Consider the following 16,586-nt stretch of genomic DNA (forward strand, 5'->3'; position numbering starts at 1 on the left):
ATACAAGCCCCTGAACTTTTTTCATTCAGGCCGGCTAAGGGCGTTCAGCTCTTTCCCGCTTCATATTCTTTAAGCCATTTCTTGGCTTTGGGGTGGAGCCTCCAAGAAGGTTTGAGAATCTCTGCACAACACTGAGCCTCAGACTCTTCGCCTGCTGCATAAGAAACAGGAGAATCGCTTGGCAGTCTCTTTCTGTCTATGAGGTATTTCAGCACGTGGGGATTATAGTATTCGGCCTGCTCAAGAGACTTCTCGGCCTCAGCCTTGCCGCTTGTGATATAATCATACAGCACTCTTGACCACAAAAATAACGCCGATACGTCGTCATCGTATTTATCCAGCAGTTTGCCGGCATCCGCGTAGCGTTTTGTGTTAAAATAACAGCTGATCAATAAATACCGAATGCCTTGATTATCATTAGGATTAAGTTTGAGCATTTCTTCATAAAGTTGAATAGCTGTGCTATGCCCTTTTTTGCCGAGCATTAAGTAAGACTCTGCCAGATCGGCCATAGCCCTCATAAAGGGACGGGTTTCAATAATCCCCCAGAAATTGCCGACTGCCTCTTCGAAAAAATCTTCGCCAAGGCCTCTTATCCCCGCTGCAACAGCCTTTTGCGCCGATGCGATATGCTCTTCGGCCGTCTCGGATTCAAGATCGGAAAGCATTAGGATTGCATCAACACAGTCCAGATCAATGCTGAGTGCCTTATGGCAGAGTTTTGCCGCCTTCTCTCCATCTTCGCAAACGCATTCCATTGCCTCATAAACAATGTCTTGAGCATAGCGAGCTTGTTCGTCATTGATATTCATTTTACAGTTCCTGCAATTAACGTTAATTAAGCTTATTATACATTTATTTGGAAGCTTTTAAAACTCTATATAACAACACATCGGTGATGCGGCTTAAGCTTCCGCCCGGTTTTCTGCATACTGCGCACTTCAAGGCGTTTTCGGCGGCAAGAGGTGAACGATATAAGCTTAAAATCAAGCAATGCTGAAGGCAGTAAAAACGACCCTGAGAGGGCTGAAAACGGCGTTTTTAAGGGCTTGAGAGGGGATGAAGAGGAACTACGCCCGGCAGGATTCGAACCTGCGACCTTTGGATTAGGAATCCAACGCTCTATCCAACTGAGCTACGAGCGCTTAAGCAGAAAGGGAAATTGTATTAAACAATCGTTAAAATTCAATTGTGATGTTTAAAAAATCTTTTCGCAGCGGGGAAAGATGTGTGCGGCAATTTTTTTGGGCAGAATGCAAATCACCATTCTGCGAAAAAACTTATGCCTACTCACTGCCTTTTGTCCACTTATTTTCCGCGCCTGCGGCGGGTCTTTAAGCGTAGCTCGGTTTAAATATCTCGTTTTGTGAAATCGCTGCGTAATACTAATGACAATCAGAGCCGCACGTGGAGTCCGCCGAAGGCTGACTATTTCCGTGTAAAAATCAATTTAAACATTGGAGAAGAGTTTGGTATTGTGGTGAAACGTTCTGCCGGCAGAGAGCTTTCCCTCATTTATGAAAATGTTTTCTCTGATGTAAAAGAGAGTTAAACATCGGAGGAAGCGGAGATAACGGAGAGGATGTGATAAATTAGACAGGATTAACAAGATTTACAGGATGAGATAAAGATAGTGGCCTGTGGCAAGTGGCAGAGCTGCAAGTGGCAGAGCTGCAAGTCCGCCTGCGGCGGATTGCGAGCGGCAAAATCATTTAGTGAAAAATTAGTGCAGATTAGTGGTTAGTAAATCCTTAGTGCTGCTTAGTGGCTTATAAATCTCAGCGGGGATTAGCGGCTGAAAAATATCTCCCCTCCGTTTCCTTCAAAAATTTAAAAAATCAGCAAAAATACTGAATTTTAATTTGAATTCTGCGTTCAAATTTGGTATGTTAAGAAACATAAGTTTTTATAAAGTTTAGTGGAATTAAAGTTGGCAGGTGTGAAAATGAAAAATTTATTGCCTCTGGCGGCGCTGGTTGTTATGGCTTCTGCAAGCTTGGCGGCGTACAATCCTGTGTTTACAATTAATGCCGAGGCCTCAGAAACGGCATTAGGCTATCAGGAAGGCCAGTCTTACAGCTTCAGCTTTGTTGCTGACGGCTCAAGAACCGAGCAGGCGGACGATGTATTCAGCCAATCTCAAAACTTCTGGAATGCAGAGCTCACAGGACAAGCCCCTGTGTTTCTGGATATTTACGGCTCAGGCGTTTCAGGTGAATATCAGACGCCGGATTCGACAGATTCTGATCCAAAAGATAAATTGGGCATTTATCATATAGATGATTTCTACAATAACACCACAGAATTCTACCTTTCTGCAATGGCAGATTCCAGCAATCTAAACATCACTGCGCCAAACGGTGATTATTTGAAACTTGTCAAATTTGTTGATTATGATGACAGCTTCGGCTTTGACTTTTCCAGCCAGACCTACTTAACCCCCGAAGCGTATTTCTCGGATTATTTAGGGGAGTATGATATCAGCGGCTCTTTCGAAGTTGCAAATGAAAACTCGAACTATGCAAATTTTACTCCAACTTCGGTTACCATCACCCCCGAGCCGGCGACGATGGCTCTTCTCGGCCTCGGCGGCCTCTTCATCCGCCGCAGAAGAACTTAAAACTTAGAACTTACAACTTAGGACTTAGGACTTAATACTTACAACTTGTAACTTAGAACTTATTTTTTACAAGGAGAACAAAAATGAAAAATTTATTGCCTCTGGCGGCGGTTGTAATTGCAATTTCAGCGTGTTCTGTTTCGGCCGCTTACGATCCTGTGATCACTGTAACGGGCACAGCTCTAAGCAATAATAATAGGGGATACACTCCCGGGCAGGAGTACGATTTCACTTTTGTTCTCAACGGCTCGCGTTCAGAAGAACAGAACTATGATATGTACAATACATATCAGAATATGTGGCAAACCGATCTGCCTGAATCCGAAGCAGTAGTTGAAGATATCTATGGCTCAGGAGTATCGGGGGACTACCAAAGGCCGCAAGACCCATGGGAATGGATTACTGTCAATTCAAACGGCCTGCATATTAAATCAGATGTAGAAGCAGGAAGTATGAACCTGTTTACACCCGAGGATGATGAAATATTCCAAATAGTATTAACTGAGATTGTTCTTCCCGAAGAATCCTTTGATTACACCACGACTTCCTACAAAACCCCCTGGCAATACTTTTCCGATTACCTTGGCGAATATGAGGTATTGGATGGTGGAGGGCTGACTGTCAACTACTCGACTGTTTTAGATGTGGATTCGGTTACCATCACCCCCGAGCCGGCGACGATGGCTCTTCTCGGCCTCGGCGGCCTCTTCATCCGCCGCAGAAGAACTTAAAACTTAAAACTTAGGACTTAATACTTACAACTTGTAACTTAGAACATAAAACATACAACTTAATACTTTTTTACTAGGAGAACAAAATGATGTGTTATTTAAGGAATTTGATGTGTTTGTCTGTGCTAATCGCTTTGCTTCTTGCAGCCCCCGCATTCAGCGCATACACGTTTGAAGGCGGAAATGCAATTTCTCATGAAGTAGGCGGGGAGGAAATTTCAGTTTCTGACTGGTCAGAAGTTTCCTCTGGCGATGAATTGTATATTGGCCATGACGCATGGGGCAAACTAACCGGCGACGGCGGCTCTGGAACGGTTTATAATACTTATGTAGGCTATAACGGCGAGGGTGAAATGGTTCTTGCTGGAAGCAGTACAGATTTTACAAACGATAACGATTTTGCCGTGGGTGCGTTTGACAGCGGAGAGTTATCTGTCTCAAACGGAGCCTCTCTCTTGGTTAGAGCTGGCTTGCAGGTAGGATTAGAGTCTCAGGGAATTATGACCGTTGACGGCGGAGACGTGAATGGTGGAGGAGGAATTATTATGAATAATTCTGATTCTGCCGATGCGGACGGCAGCAGCCTTACAATCACAGGCGGCGGTACTGTAGATGCATATTCGCTTTCTCATTATAACAATTCCTCCTCTATGACCATTGAAGACGGGACAGCCGATTTTGTTGATGGTTATGGTATAGTTGTTTATGGAGGGACATTTACAATTAACGTAGGCCTTTCCGGAAGTTTAAAACTTGGCCAGTTTTATCATAACGATATGGAGAGCTTTCTGGGGTTTATTGATGCACAGAATGACTCAACCATAAACCTCAATCTCTGGGACGGCTCGGATTATGTGGATTATTCTGCGCTCACTGAAGACGTGGATTATCAGGTAAATGGCGGTGAGCTTACAATCGTCCCCGAGCCGGCGACGATGGCTCTTCTAGGCCTCGGCGGCCTCTTCGTCCGCCGCAGAAGAACATAAAGCTTAGGACTTAATACTTACAACTTAATACTTTTTACTAGGAGAACAAAAATGAAAAATTTGTATTTGTATTTGGCGGCGCTGGCCCTTATAGCGTCGGCAGGCCTTGGGGCGTACAGCGAAAATTTCGGCAGCGGGGATAATCAGTTTACGCTGAGCTTTGTTGATATCTCGGGTGATGCGAGCAGCGCCAACGGGACAAGTATCAGGAGCGGGGGCGGGAAAACGTTTGTTGACCCGGGCTACAACTACCGTATGGGCACCTATGAAATAACCAACGACCAGTGGACAAAGTTCAAAGCTGAGTACGGAGACGTAACCGGCAATTATTTGAGTGCTTATAACGAAAGCCCATATTATACCGGTTCCAGCGTTCCCACTAACAATGTAAGCTGGTATGAGGCGGCTCAGTTCGTGAACTATCTGAACACAAGCAAGGGGCATCAGGCGGCCTATAAGTTTACCGGCACGCAGGGTGAAAGCGACTACACTCTCGGCACTTGGTCAGCCGGCAAGGCTTGGGAAGGCGAAAACCTCTATCGCCATAAGGATGCCCAATTCTTCCTGCCCACAGAGGATGAATGGGTGAAGGCGGCATACTGGAACGGAGAGAGCATCCAGACATACGCCACGACAGACGACTCTGTGCCGCAAGCCGGAGAGGATTCTAACTACGGCAATGCTGTTGGTGAGCCCTGGGATGTCGGCAGCGGCAGCGAAGAGCTCAACGGTACTTTCGATATGATGGGCAATGTGTGGGAGTGGATTGAGGAACCTCACGATCACGATGGTAGTTACACACTCTCCAATGGGGGCCTACTCAGGGGCGACGCTTATAATAGTGGTAATGACTGGATCACTTCTTCCGATTACGGCACCCTATATAATTATTATGAGGAAACAAATAATGGTTTTCGTGTTGCCTCCGTCCCCGAGCCGGCGACGATGGCTCTTCTCGGCCTCGGCGGCCTCTTCATCCGCCGCAGAAGAACATAAAGCTTACAACTTAAAACTTATAACTTAATACTTACAACTTGTAACTTAGAACATAAAACTTATTTTTGGAGATACCTAATGGCAAATTTAAAAACAGCCGCTTTAGTGATGTTGGCTGCTGTTTCAGTGCAGGCGGCTTATGTATCGGTTACGTTCAGTGCAACTGCTGACAGCACTAACTTTGGATACACACAGGGAGAAAGCTATTCCTTCACATGGGTGGTTAACGACGGCTTTACAGGCGGGGGCAACGATTCCTTTACAACAGCAGAAGGCGGAGGAGAGAACATAAATTACTGGGAGGAATACCACGCATCTGATCCTATGCTGATAGCGGATTTTTCCGGCGACGGCTTAAGCGGAACCTACGAGCGGGCTTCAGGCCCATACGGGCTCATTATCGCTGAGGATGATGATTTGAAAAATGTCAGTGTTTCAGATATCTATTACGGAGCATCAGGTTTAACAGCCCAAGGAAGCTCTTTATATGGTGCCGGAGCAAAGGAACTTGAAGTAACAGGCTTTTCCAACACCTTCACTGGAGAGTTTGTTAATCCAGCGGAATACTTAGCCCAGCGTGAAGGAACATACGATGTTACCAGCGGAGATTTATACTTAAGCTTTAAGGACGGCGTGGGAGCTCCTACTTCCTTTTATTTCACCCCCGACGAGTTTACTATTGAGGAAGTCCCCGAGCCGGCAACGATGGCTCTTCTCGGCCTCGGCGGCCTCTTCATCCGCCGCAAAAGAACATAAAGCTTACAACTTACAACTTAAAACTTAAAACTTAGGACTTACAACTTAGAACATAAAACACAGCCATCCCATAGAAGAACAAAATATAAGATGTTTCTTTGAAAATAGCGGGGTATGAGTTACACTAATTTCAACAAACTAACCAAAAATTAGGAGTAACTCATGACACCCGCTAAGCATCAATATACAGTTCTCAAGCAGATATGCCAATATATTCCTGCTTATCTTGTTTCAAAATTATCCCGGTTTTACGGTATTGACAAGCAATCACGAACATTTTCGTGCTGGTCTCACATTGTATCTATGCTTCATGTCCAGATTGCTCACAGCCTCTCGCTGAACGACGTTGCCGACACATTGCGTAATCATTCCGGAGCTTTGATTCCTATTCGCCGTGCAACCCCACCAAGCAGGAATGGGCTTTCTCATGCAAACAGGGTTCGAGATCCTCGTATGGCAGAGACTCTCTTCTGGGAGGTGCTGTCCCATATCCAAGCCCAGCATCCTAATTTTGGCAGAGGTCATAAATACTCCGGCCTTCCAAGGCGTTTTAAGAGAGCAATATATGCGGTTGATTCAACAACGATTCAGCTTGTAGCCAACTGTATTGACTGGGCTAAACATCGCAGACGCAAAGCCGCTGCAAAGTGCCACATGCAGCTTAATCTCCAGACATTCCTGCCTCAATTTGCTATTGTAAAAGAAGCCTCAACCCATGATTCGACAGAGGCTTATCAGCTCTGTCAGAACCTTAAAAGCGGCGAAATAGCGGTTTTTGACAAGGCTTACGTGGATTTTAAGCATCTGGCTGATCTTGACAGGCGAGAATTATTCTGGGTTACCAGAGCCAAAGACAATATGAAATATCGTTTTGTTAAACAGAATACAGAACCAAAAGGTGATATCCAATACGATGCATTAATTGAACTTGAAATGCCGAAAAGCTATGAGGCCTACCCGAAGCAGCTCCGTTTGGTTAAGGCTTATGTGGAAGTTAACGGCGAGAAAAAGCTTATGAAATTTATCACTAACAATACTCAGTGGGCGCCGAGCAGTATCTGCGGCCTATATAAATGCCGATGGGGCATAGAGGTGTTTTTCAAGCAAATAAAGCAGACTTTGCAGCTAAGCGATTTCCTAGGGCATAGCCAAGAAGCGATTCTATGGCAAGTATGGACGGCAATGCTTGCTTATATTTTAATACGGTATATAGGTTTCCTCGGCAAATGGAAAGGAACATTCAGTCGATTGTTTACTTTGCTGAGGGGTGTATTATTCAGCCGGCTGGATGTTTTTAGCGTTATGGCTGCCTGTGGGACAGCACGTGGTTCACCGCGTATGGTTGCAAGCCCTCAGCAGGCTTATTTGCCAGGTTTTAATATGTAGCAAGATTTTACGCAAAGAAAGAGGTGAAAAAAGAGTGGGCAGTATTGAGCAAATAACTGACAATTGAACAATAGCCAAAAAAATGCAAACTGGGGTGATTGAAATCCTTCAGGAAAAGGGCGTTTTAATACAATAAACAAGCCCTCAACGATAAATCTATGGACCTATGGGATGGCTGTGAACATAAAACATAAAACTTATTTTTACTAGGAGAACAAAAATGAAGAATGTGTATTTGTATTTGGCGGCGCTAGTCCTTATCGCTTCGGCAGGCCTTGGGGCGTACAGCGAAAATTTCGGCAGCGGGGATAATCAGTTTACGCTGAGCTTTGTTGATATCTCTGGAGATGCGAGCAGCGCCAACGGAACAAGTATCGGCAGCGGGAAAACGTTTGTTGACCCGGGCTACAACTACCGTATGGGTACTTACGAGGTAACCAACGACCAGTGGAGCAAATTCAAAGCGGAGTACGGAGACGTAACCGGAACGCCGCCAACCGCTTATGACATGAATCCATATTGGACAGGTTCCAGCGTGCCGACAAATTACGTAAGCTGGTATGAGGCTGCTCAGTTCGTAAACTATCTGAACACAAGCAAGGGGCATCAGGCGGCGTATAAGTTTACCGGCACGCAGGGGGAAAGCAGCTACGCCCTTAGCACGTGGAGCGAAGCAGAGGCGGCAGGCGGAACAAACCTCTACCGCCATAAGGACGCCCAATTCTTCCTGCCCACAGAGGATGAATGGGTGAAGGCGGCATACTGGAACGGAGAGAGCATCCAGACATACGCCACGACAAACGGCTCTGTGCCGCAAGCCGGCGATGATTCTAACTATGATGAAGCTGTTGGTGAGCCGTGGGATGTCGGCAGCGGCAGCGAGGAGCTCAACGGTACTTTCGATATGATGGGCAACGTGTGGGAGTGGATGGAAAGCCCATACAGCGATGAAAATTTCGGCGCAGGCAGTTCGCGTGGGATCCGGGGCGGCGGTTACGCCAGCTACGACGGCTACCTCGCCTCTTCCGACCGCTACGACATCGGCCCGAACAACGAGTACTACGACACAGGTTTTCGTGTTGCCTCCGTCCCCGAGCCGGCAACGATGGCTCTTCTCGGCCTCGGCGGCCTCTTCATCCGCCGCAGAAGAACTTAAAACTTAAAACTTAAAACTTAATACTTACAACTTAGAACATATAACTTAGAACATAAAACTTATTTTTACTAGGAGAACAAAAATGATGTGTTATTTAAGGAATTTGATGTGTTTGTCTGTGCTAATCGCTTTGCTTCTTGCAGCCCCCGCCTTCAGTGCGTACACATTTGAAGGCAGCAATGCAATGAAAGACTGGGACGGAGATAATGAGACAAGTCCTTATGCAATAGATGATTGGTCTGATGTTGACTCAGACGACGGATTGCAGATTGGATACAACAGCTGGGGCAAACTTACCGGGGACGGCGGTTCTGAAACGGTTTATAATACTAATGTAGGCAATAACGGCGAGGGTGAAATGGTTCTTGCTGGAAGCAGTACAGATTTTACAAACACTAACATTTTTTCCGTGGGTAAGTTTGATAGCGGAGAGTTATCTGTCTCAAACGGAGCCTCTCTCAGCGTTACTGAGGGCTTGAAGGTAGGATATCAGTCTCAGGGAATTATGACCGTTCACGGCGGAGACGTGTCGGCTGGAAGAATTCGTATGAATGATTCTTTCAATGCTGAAGGCAGCAGCCTTACAATCACAGGCAGCGGTACTGTATCAGCATCTGCGATTTATCATGATAACAATTCCTCCTCTATGACCATAGAAGACGGAATAGTTGATGCAGGAAATATCTATGCCTATGAAGGGACATTTACAATTAACGTAGGCCTTTCCGGGAGTTTAGCACTTAAATGGGGTGGGGATGATATGAGCAGCTTTCTGGGGAATATTGATGCCTTCAATGATTCAACCATAAACCTCAATCTCTGGGACGGCTCGGATTATGTGGATTATTCTGCGCTCACTGAAGACGTGGATTATCAGGTAGATGGCGGTGAGCTTACAATCGTCCCCGAGCCGGCGACGATGGCTCTTCTCGGCCTCGGCGGCCTCTTCATCCGCCGCAGAAGAACATAAAACTTAGAACATATAACCTACAACTTAAAACTTATTTTTGGAGATACTTAATGGCAAATTTAAAAACAACCGCTTTAGTGATGTTGGCTGCTGTTTCAGTGCAGGCGGCTTATGTATCGGTTACGTTCAGCGCAACTGCTGACAGCACTAACTTTGGATACACACAGGGAGAAAGCTATTCCTTTACATGGGTGGTTAACGACGGCTTTACAGGCGGAGGCAACGATTTCTTTACAACCGCAGAAGGCGGAGGAGAGAACATAAATTACTGGGAGGAATACCACGCATCTGATCCTATGCTGATAGCGGATTTTTCCGGCGACGGCTTAAGCGGAACCTACGAGCGGGCTTCAGGCCCATACGGGCTCATTATCGCTGAGGATGATGATTTGAAAAGTATAAGTGTTGCAGATATCTATTACGGAGCATCAGGTTTAACAGCCCAAGGAAGCTCTTTATATGGTGCCGGAGCAAAGGAACTTGAAGTAACAGGCTTTTCCAACACCTTCACTGGAGAGTTTGTTAATCCAGCGGAATACTTAGCCCAGCGTGAAGGAACATACGATGTTACCAGCGGAGATTTATACTTAAGCTTTAAGGACGGCGTGGGAGCTCCTACTTCCTTTTATTTCACCCCCGACGAGTTTACTATTGAGGAAGTCCCCGAGCCGGCGACGATGGCTCTTCTCGGCCTCGGCGGCCTCTTCATCCGCCGCAGAAGAAGAGCGTGAATAAGAAGGCATAAGCTTTTTACAGCGGGAAAGACAATCACGGACATACACGGTCAGCCGCTGGTAGATAAGCGCGCGACCGTGGAAGTCCGTGGTGGTCGGTGCGGTGAAAGCGGAGAGGATATAATCCACCGATTACACTGATTTTTTGTGGCGTGTGGCTCGTGGCAGAGCTGCAAGTCCGCCTGAGGCGGATGGCGAGCTGTAAGTCCGCCTGAGGCGGATGGCAGAGCTGTAAGTCCGCCTGAGGCGGATGGCGAGTTGCAAGCAGTAAAATCATTAGTGAAAACCATCGCTGATTAGCGGTTAGAAATCTCGCATTAAAAAAACTTAGTGCTGCTTAGAGCTGCTTAGTGGCTGAAATATCTCAGCGGAGATTAGCGGCTTAAAAAAGCTTTGCCAAAAAATATTGTCGCACACTTAGAACCGGCAGCTCCCCTTTATCTTGGCTTTATGCCGAGAGATCGCTATATTTTCAGTACTTCTTTGAATTTCTGTTCAAGCTCTTCTCTGCTGATTTTCCAAGCGATTACTGTAAGCGAAGTGGGGTTGTTTGAGGGTTCTTTTCTGTTGAAAACCTTCCCGCATACTACCTCTATATATTCAAGCTGCCCTTCAAATTTCAAATATCCCTTGAGCCTGAGGATTTTATCCTCAAGACTTTTCAAAAGCGATAGAAATTCTTCTCTGTCTGCGTCTCCTTCGGGGCTGAAAGAAACAGCTATAACATCCTCAGGCGGTTTCATAGAGATGCCGGCAGATTCTCTCTCAATGCGTTTGGTTTGCATGATATCCTCAGCAAGCCCTCGTCCGTACACACCTGCGGAAATCTCAGCCTGCGGGTTGTAGTTTCTCACGAGCTTCTTAACGGCAGCAATCTCATTCTCATCTGCGATGTCTGTTTTGGTTATGTTTATAAGGTCTGCATACTGCACCTGCGAAACAGCAGGCTTGAGGAACGGCGCGATTTTGGTGAAGTTCGCCGCATCTACGAGGCATACATTCGCCTTTATCTCAAACCCCTTCCTGAATGCCGGCTCGTTCATAAAGCTTTCAATATCGCAGGATTCAGCGATTCCTGTAGCCTCGATTATCAGGATGTCTGTATCTCCCTGCTCCCTGATTTGGGAAACGGTTTTGATGAAATCGGTTTTCGTGCATACGCAGAAAACGCTGCCCTTGTTAATCTCGTAAATCGGGAATGAGCGGTTTTCGATAAGTTTGCCGTCAACGCCGATTCTGCCGAATTCGTTGATTATCAGCGAGATTCTCTTATCCCTGAACTGCTCGCTTTTCAGGATCGAATTCAAGGCGGTGGTCTTGCCCGCCCCGAGGTATCCTGTTAATACATAAACCGAAATTGCCATAATATCACCTCCTTCATCCAGTACACTCTGCCTTTTGCTGGAGCTTTTTGCTGATTACCTCTTCAAGCTCTTCTTTCGGCGGAATTCTGGAGATGAATGAAATCTCGCCGTCAATGCAGACGGTGGGGATATTCTGAACGCCCAGAGCCGCCATAACTTTCAGCCCGTCTCGTGTTTTGATTTTATGCTCCTGCCATTCCACTTTGTCTCCGAATTTCCCGCAGACCGTCTTTACCGCATCCACCATATACTGACATGGTGCGCAGGCCTCGGAGTCTAAAGTGATAACGTTTACCGTTACCTTCTGAGAGTCCTGATAATTCGGCAGGCTGATATCCTCGAACTTGATGCTCTCATCAGGAATATTTCTTGCAATCTGCTGTTCGTATTCATCCTGCACAACTTTCGTAACAGCTTCGAGGTTTTCCGGCGGCGTAGCATAGGGCAGATCGCAGCCCGGGGCAAGGATGAAGCCGGTTTTTCCGCCGCTGTCTATGCAGCGCACCGCATCTTTTGCCGAATCAATCTCCGAGCCGAGAAGCAGAACCGTTGTGAGCTGGAGGTTTCCGCCAAAGCTCACCTGCGTGCCTTCGCACTTCTGCCTTACAAATTCGAGCGAGATATTTTCGTCTATAGAGATGTTTTCAGGTTTGCAGTCCCGCATTGCCTCGATATTCTGCTGGGCGTGCCCGCAAACAAAGAATGAACCTGCTGCCCCTTTCTGCCTGATAAACTCAAATATATCTGCGGCATAGGGAGAAACAAACTGCTTGAACATATCCGGGCCAATCTGGCTTGTCATCGGGTCAACAAGGGCGATAACATCGCATCCGGCCTCGATATAGTATTCGCTCATCTTCTTGGCAACCTCGCTGCAGTATGCGATGAGCTTCTTTACCCAGTCCACATCCTCAAACATCTTCATAAATATATCTGTGCCGAGAAGATGAAGGGCGAGCGTGAAAGGGCCTGTGATTGTTGCGTACAGGGCGATATCGGGATTTTTCTGCCTGATTGTTTCTGCGGCCTGCAGAACTGTTTTTATCCTGCCTTCATCCTTCTGGGGTATCCACAGATCATCAAGGCTCTTGCCCTTAATCAGCGGATGCCCGAACACAGCGGGCGGGTTGTCCTGAGAGTATTTAACATCGCATCCAAGCACCTCAGCCTCTATTTGGAGATCGAAGGTTACCGGCAGCCCATCGGGCTTGTATCTCTCTGCAGCAAGCTGAGCGCCCTCGGAGATGAGCTCCGCTGATTTGAAATACTCCTCCGCACCTACTCCCAAAAGCGCGCCCGCATGACTGCCCACAAACGGAACCCAAGGTATGCGGTCGGTTTCTTTGCACCTTATCGCGTTTAATACTCTTTCTCTGCCTGTCATAATATTTCCCCTAATTGTTTAATATATCTTGATGATAATATTCTAAAGCATCGGGGAGCATTATTCTTTAACGATTCAGTTTATTAGTAGCAGTATTGTGCTAAAATGATTTAAAAACAGTTTGAGTCATAAGCGGTTAGCACTTTTTTGCTAAAGCCGCAGGCGGAGAGCCTGTCCGCCGAAGGCGGAAAATAAGTGGACAGCAGACGTTCATCACAGACTGGCCGCAGCATTTACGGACTGAGCCGGCGGCTTAAAGGGGAACACAAAGGGGAGAAATTTTTCAGCCGATAATCTGCGCTAATTTTTCTCTAATGATATTGCCACGAGCAGCAAATAAACAGCAATTAATTCTACAAAGCATTGCAGCATAATGATTTGCATTTTGCCAAAAAATATTGTCGCACAAATAAACAAAGATTGAAAGATTTTTGTTTGATGTTTTCTTCTAACAATCTTACAGGTGGGAGAATATATTCTTTGGTTTGCGGGGTATGGCAATCCGCTTTTCGGGGCGGACATACACGAACAGCCAGAGCCATCGGTGCAAGATGGATGCTTTGGATACGTCGGCGCAGCGAAAAAACTATCGCCTTATTCCTGTTATCTTCTGCCTATGCCTTGCCTTTTCGTGCGATCTGGTTTTGATATGGATGTTCTTTCTCAAACATCCTTGCGATTTGGAACATTTTTGCTTCTTGGAATGTGTCTGTGATAATCTGCATTCCCACTGGCATATTGTTCTCATCAAATCCGCAAGGAACGCTCACTCCCGGCACTCCTGCGAGGTTTGCTGAGATTGTGTATATATCCTCGAGGTACATCTGGATCGGATCGTCTGATTTTTCGCCGAATTTGAACGCTCCCGACGGCGAGGTCGGTGTTAGCAGGCAGTCGCAATCTTTGAAGATTTCCTTGAAGTCCTGCCGGATTAGGTTTCGCACCTTCAGAGCCTTGAGGTAGTATGCGTCGTAATAGCCGCTGGAGAGGGCGTATGTTCCGAGCATAATCCGCCTTTTCACTTCCGCCCCGAAGCCTTCATCCCTTGATTTTGTGTACACATCGAGGTAGTTCTCTGCCTTTTCGCTGCGGTATCCGTAGCGAACGCCGTCGAAGCGGGCGAGATTCGCCGAGGCCTCAGCGGTGGCAACGATGTAATATGTAGCCACGGCGTAATCCGAATGCGGCATTTTAACCTCACGGATTTCGGCTCCCTTGGACGAATAGAAATCAATTGCCTGCTGTACAGCCTTGCTTACCGAATCGCTTGCCTTATCGATAAACTCCGGCACTACGGCAATCTTGAGCCCTTCGAGGGGCTTATCGATATACAGCGTGAAATCTGTATTTGGTGCAGCCTCTTCGCTGAGGCTGGTGCTGTCTTTGGGGTCGTGGCCGCTGATTATGTTCATAAGCAGGGCGGCGTCCTGCGTGTTGCGCGCCAGAGGCCCTATCTGATCAAGGCTCGAACCGAATGCCACAAGCCCGTAACGCGAAACCCTCCCGTAGGTTGGCTTCACGCCCACAACGCCGCAGAAGCTTGCAGGCTGCCGGATTGAACCACCCGTATCAGAGCCCAGAGCGCCGAAGCAGAGCCCCGCTGATACGGCTGCTGCGCTTCCGCCGCTGCTCCCGCCCGGAACGCGGCTGCTGTCCCACGGGTTGGTTGTTTTTCCAAGGCCTGCGTTTTCCGTGCTTGAGCCCATTGCGAATTCATCAAGATTGACCTTGCCGATTATAATCGCATCCTCTGCGAGCAGCTTTTCAACCACTGTTGCGTTGTAGGGTGCTTCGAAGTTTTCGAGTATCTTGGATGAACAGGTGGTTTTGCCCCAGAGCGTGGTCATATTATCTTTGATAGCTATCGGAACGCCTGCAAGGGCTCCGCATTTCTCGCCGGCCTTGATTCGCTGGTCTATTTTCGCCGCCTTTTCGAGGCAGTGGTCTGCGAATACCTCTAAATATGCTCCTGTCTTCTCGTTTTCAGCCTCTATATCAGCAAGCACCGCCTTGGTAACTTCAAGGCTCGTGGTCTTTCCGGAAGCTATTTCATCACGAATCTCAGTGAGTGTTTTGTTTGTTAAGTCCATAGTTTTTCCTTATTGTGGCGAGTAGCAAGTGGCGAGTGGCAAGTAGCCAGTGGCAAGTGGCGAGTGGCCAGTTGCGAATAGCCATTGCTAACGGCTGTCGTTTAGTATCTTCTTTATTAAACTGCTTATCATTTTACCTATTATATCAGATTCCGAAATAAAACTTTCAAATGTATCATTATTTATGTAACCCAGCTCGTTGGCTATTTCAGTCTGAGTTTGCAGCTCATATAATGAGCCTGAGGAAAACCTCAAGTACCTCAAAAATTCGCTCTCTGACCGCCTCCCGAATCCCTCGGCTATATTGCTCGGAACGGAAACAGCAGACCTTCGCATTTGAGAAGAAAGGCCATATATCTCTTCTCTGGGAAAGCTTTTGGTAATTAAATATACCTTCAAGGCCAAATCTTTTGATTTCTGCCAGACTAAGTAGTCTCTGAATGATTTTGGGTTATCATTTTTCATAGTATTAGCAAGCAGCAAGTGGCGAGTGGCCAGTTGCGAATAGCCATTGCTAACGGCTGTCGTTTAGTATCTTCTTTATTAAACTGCTTATCATTTTTCATAGTATTAGCGAGTGGCAAGCAGCAAGTAGCCAGTAGCAAGTAGCAAGTGGAGTGGTGGCCGCAACTTGCCACTGGCTACTCGCCACTCGCTACTCTAAAACCTTTGGTACGCAGAAATGCTCGCCGTCGCTGTGAGGGGCGTTTTTCAGTGCGGCTTCTCTATTTAGAGTTTCGCCGGGAGCATCTTCTCTGAAAACGTTTTTAACCAGCAGGCTGTGGGCGAGCGGCTCCACAGACTCAGTGTCAAGTTCGCCGAGCTTTTCTATGTATTCCAGTATATCGCTGAGCTGAGCTGCAAACTGCTGAACTTCGTCTTCGGTAAGCTCAAGCCTTGCAAGCTCTGCTACTTCTCTAACCTGTTTTTCGTCGATCATTTCAGGCATATTATGCTCCTAATTAAGTGGTAATAGCTGCTCCGGGCAATTATCGCCCGGCAGATACAAGAGATATATATTTTGCAGGCATTAATTTTTCTTTCAAGCAAAAATGCAAACAATTCCACTGTTGTGTGCGACAATATTTTTTGGCAAAATGCAAATCATTATGCTGCAATGCTTTGTAGAATTTATTGCTATCTATATTACTGAGCCAGTCCGCCTGCGGCGGGAAACTCGCTAAGGATTTTTTGTCTGCTGGTTTTGATGGCAAGTAGAGGCGAACCTGCGCGAGCGCCTTGCCTGCGAAGTGTGAAAATTCGGCGGAAAAAACTTATGCCTTATTTGGCCTTCTGCATATTCTCAATTGGTCTGTATCCACTTATTCCGTCCGCCGAAGGCGGACTTCTTGCGTGGCTCTGATTGTCATTAGTATTCCGCAGCGATTTTACGAAGCGAACATTTAAACAGAG

Annotated in this window: 15 protein-coding genes and 1 tRNA gene; 9 read left to right on the forward strand and 7 right to left on the reverse strand. The window is 46.7% G+C overall.

The window, feature by feature from the left end; all coding sequences use genetic code 11:
• Nucleotides 1-44 precede the first annotated feature (44 nt).
• Nucleotides 45-812 carry a tetratricopeptide repeat protein gene (locus STSP1_RS08165; protein ID WP_085755886.1) on the reverse strand — a complete coding sequence of 256 codons (768 nt, stop codon included), beginning with the start codon at nt 810-812 and terminating at the stop codon, nt 45-47.
• A gap of 259 nt (nt 813-1,071) precedes the next feature.
• Nucleotides 1,072-1,145, reverse strand: a tRNA-Arg gene (locus STSP1_RS08170).
• An 800-nt stretch (nt 1,146-1,945) separates the two neighbouring features.
• On the opposite strand from STSP1_RS08170, the gene STSP1_RS08180 reads away from it, so the two are divergent.
• The 9 genes from STSP1_RS08180 (at nt 1,946) to STSP1_RS08220 (ending at nt 10,332) form a co-directional block, all read left to right on the forward strand.
• The gene (locus STSP1_RS08180; protein ID WP_085755888.1) at nt 1,946-2,620 is read left to right on the forward strand and encodes a PEP-CTERM sorting domain-containing protein; all 675 of its coding nucleotides are present in this window, start codon (nt 1,946-1,948) and stop codon (nt 2,618-2,620) included.
• Between the two features lie 83 nt (nt 2,621-2,703).
• Entirely contained in the window at nt 2,704-3,351 is a 648-nt protein-coding gene (locus STSP1_RS08185; protein ID WP_085755889.1) for a PEP-CTERM sorting domain-containing protein, read from the forward strand.
• An 86-nt stretch (nt 3,352-3,437) separates the two neighbouring features.
• Complete coding sequence (locus STSP1_RS08190) at nt 3,438-4,337, forward strand: PEP-CTERM sorting domain-containing protein (protein ID WP_085755890.1); 900 nt, start codon at nt 3,438-3,440, stop codon at nt 4,335-4,337.
• 51 nt (nt 4,338-4,388) lie between these two features.
• Nucleotides 4,389-5,333, forward strand: a complete 945-nt coding sequence (locus STSP1_RS08195) for an SUMF1/EgtB/PvdO family nonheme iron enzyme (RefSeq protein WP_085755891.1) — start codon at nt 4,389-4,391, stop codon at nt 5,331-5,333.
• Nucleotides 5,334-5,411: 78 nt separating this feature from the next.
• Nucleotides 5,412-6,089 carry a PEP-CTERM sorting domain-containing protein gene (locus tag STSP1_RS08200; RefSeq protein WP_085755892.1) on the forward strand — a complete coding sequence of 226 codons (678 nt, stop codon included), beginning with the start codon at nt 5,412-5,414 and terminating at the stop codon, nt 6,087-6,089.
• Nucleotides 6,090-6,251: 162 nt separating this feature from the next.
• A complete protein-coding gene (locus STSP1_RS08205) occupies nt 6,252-7,475 on the forward strand; it encodes an IS4 family transposase (RefSeq protein ID WP_085754774.1) in 1,224 nt (407 codons plus the stop codon).
• Nucleotides 7,476-7,695: 220 nt separating this feature from the next.
• Nucleotides 7,696-8,631 carry an SUMF1/EgtB/PvdO family nonheme iron enzyme gene (locus STSP1_RS08210; RefSeq protein ID WP_085755893.1) on the forward strand — a complete coding sequence of 312 codons (936 nt, stop codon included), beginning with the start codon at nt 7,696-7,698 and terminating at the stop codon, nt 8,629-8,631.
• 82 nt (nt 8,632-8,713) lie between these two features.
• Nucleotides 8,714-9,601, forward strand: coding sequence for a PEP-CTERM sorting domain-containing protein (locus STSP1_RS08215; protein ID WP_085755894.1), 888 nt, complete (start codon nt 8,714-8,716; stop codon nt 9,599-9,601).
• 50 nt (nt 9,602-9,651) lie between these two features.
• On the forward strand, nt 9,652-10,332 hold the full coding sequence (locus STSP1_RS08220; RefSeq protein WP_085755895.1) for a PEP-CTERM sorting domain-containing protein: 681 nt from the start codon (nt 9,652-9,654) through the stop codon (nt 10,330-10,332).
• Nucleotides 10,333-10,799: 467 nt separating this feature from the next.
• On the opposite strand, the gene STSP1_RS08225 is transcribed toward STSP1_RS08220, so the two are convergent.
• The 5 genes from STSP1_RS08225 to gatC form a co-directional block, all read right to left on the reverse strand.
• Nucleotides 10,800-11,699: a CobW family GTP-binding protein gene (locus STSP1_RS08225; RefSeq protein WP_085755896.1), complete on the reverse strand. Its 900-nt coding sequence runs from the start codon at nt 11,697-11,699 to the stop codon at nt 10,800-10,802.
• A 13-nt stretch (nt 11,700-11,712) separates the two neighbouring features.
• The gene (locus STSP1_RS08230; RefSeq protein WP_085755897.1) at nt 11,713-13,083 is read right to left on the reverse strand and encodes a uroporphyrinogen decarboxylase family protein; all 1,371 of its coding nucleotides are present in this window, start codon (nt 13,081-13,083) and stop codon (nt 11,713-11,715) included.
• A 614-nt stretch (nt 13,084-13,697) separates the two neighbouring features.
• Nucleotides 13,698-15,173: an Asp-tRNA(Asn)/Glu-tRNA(Gln) amidotransferase subunit GatA gene (gatA, locus tag STSP1_RS08235; RefSeq protein WP_085755898.1), complete on the reverse strand. Its 1,476-nt coding sequence runs from the start codon at nt 15,171-15,173 to the stop codon at nt 13,698-13,700.
• An 87-nt stretch (nt 15,174-15,260) separates the two neighbouring features.
• Nucleotides 15,261-15,638: a four helix bundle protein gene (locus STSP1_RS08240; RefSeq protein ID WP_085756689.1), complete on the reverse strand. Its 378-nt coding sequence runs from the start codon at nt 15,636-15,638 to the stop codon at nt 15,261-15,263.
• 190 nt (nt 15,639-15,828) lie between these two features.
• Entirely contained in the window at nt 15,829-16,122 is a 294-nt protein-coding gene (gene gatC, locus STSP1_RS08245) for an Asp-tRNA(Asn)/Glu-tRNA(Gln) amidotransferase subunit GatC (RefSeq protein ID WP_085755899.1), read from the reverse strand.
• Nucleotides 16,123-16,586: the final 464 nt, after the last annotated feature.

The organism is Sedimentisphaera salicampi (assembly GCF_002117005.1).
GTDB classification, from domain to species: domain Bacteria; phylum Planctomycetota; class Phycisphaerae; order Sedimentisphaerales; family Sedimentisphaeraceae; genus Sedimentisphaera; species Sedimentisphaera salicampi.

Bases quoted from the DNA above. Each gene is read 5' to 3' on its own strand.
- STSP1_RS08190 (WP_085755890.1), top strand. From the start codon at position 3,438: ATGATGTGTTATTTAAGGAATTTGATGTGTTTGTCTGTGCTAATCGCT.
- STSP1_RS08185 (WP_085755889.1), top strand. From the start codon at position 2,704: ATGAAAAATTTATTGCCTCTGGCGGCGGTTGTAATTGCAATTTCAGCG.
- gatC (WP_085755899.1), bottom strand. From the start codon at position 16,122: ATGCCTGAAATGATCGACGAAAAACAGGTTAGAGAAGTAGCAGAGCTT.
- STSP1_RS08195 (WP_085755891.1), top strand. From the start codon at position 4,389: ATGAAAAATTTGTATTTGTATTTGGCGGCGCTGGCCCTTATAGCGTCG.
- STSP1_RS08225 (WP_085755896.1), bottom strand. From the start codon at position 11,699: ATGGCAATTTCGGTTTATGTATTAACAGGATACCTCGGGGCGGGCAAG.
- STSP1_RS08220 (WP_085755895.1), top strand. From the start codon at position 9,652: ATGGCAAATTTAAAAACAACCGCTTTAGTGATGTTGGCTGCTGTTTCA.
- STSP1_RS08200 (WP_085755892.1), top strand. From the start codon at position 5,412: ATGGCAAATTTAAAAACAGCCGCTTTAGTGATGTTGGCTGCTGTTTCA.
- STSP1_RS08165 (WP_085755886.1), bottom strand. From the start codon at position 812: ATGAATATCAATGACGAACAAGCTCGCTATGCTCAAGACATTGTTTAT.
- STSP1_RS08215 (WP_085755894.1), top strand. From the start codon at position 8,714: ATGATGTGTTATTTAAGGAATTTGATGTGTTTGTCTGTGCTAATCGCT.
- STSP1_RS08230 (WP_085755897.1), bottom strand. From the start codon at position 13,083: ATGACAGGCAGAGAAAGAGTATTAAACGCGATAAGGTGCAAAGAAACC.
- STSP1_RS08180 (WP_085755888.1), top strand. From the start codon at position 1,946: ATGAAAAATTTATTGCCTCTGGCGGCGCTGGTTGTTATGGCTTCTGCA.
- STSP1_RS08210 (WP_085755893.1), top strand. From the start codon at position 7,696: ATGAAGAATGTGTATTTGTATTTGGCGGCGCTAGTCCTTATCGCTTCG.
- STSP1_RS08205 (WP_085754774.1), top strand. From the start codon at position 6,252: ATGACACCCGCTAAGCATCAATATACAGTTCTCAAGCAGATATGCCAA.
- gatA (WP_085755898.1), bottom strand. From the start codon at position 15,173: ATGGACTTAACAAACAAAACACTCACTGAGATTCGTGATGAAATAGCT.
- STSP1_RS08240 (WP_085756689.1), bottom strand. From the start codon at position 15,638: ATGAAAAATGATAACCCAAAATCATTCAGAGACTACTTAGTCTGGCAG.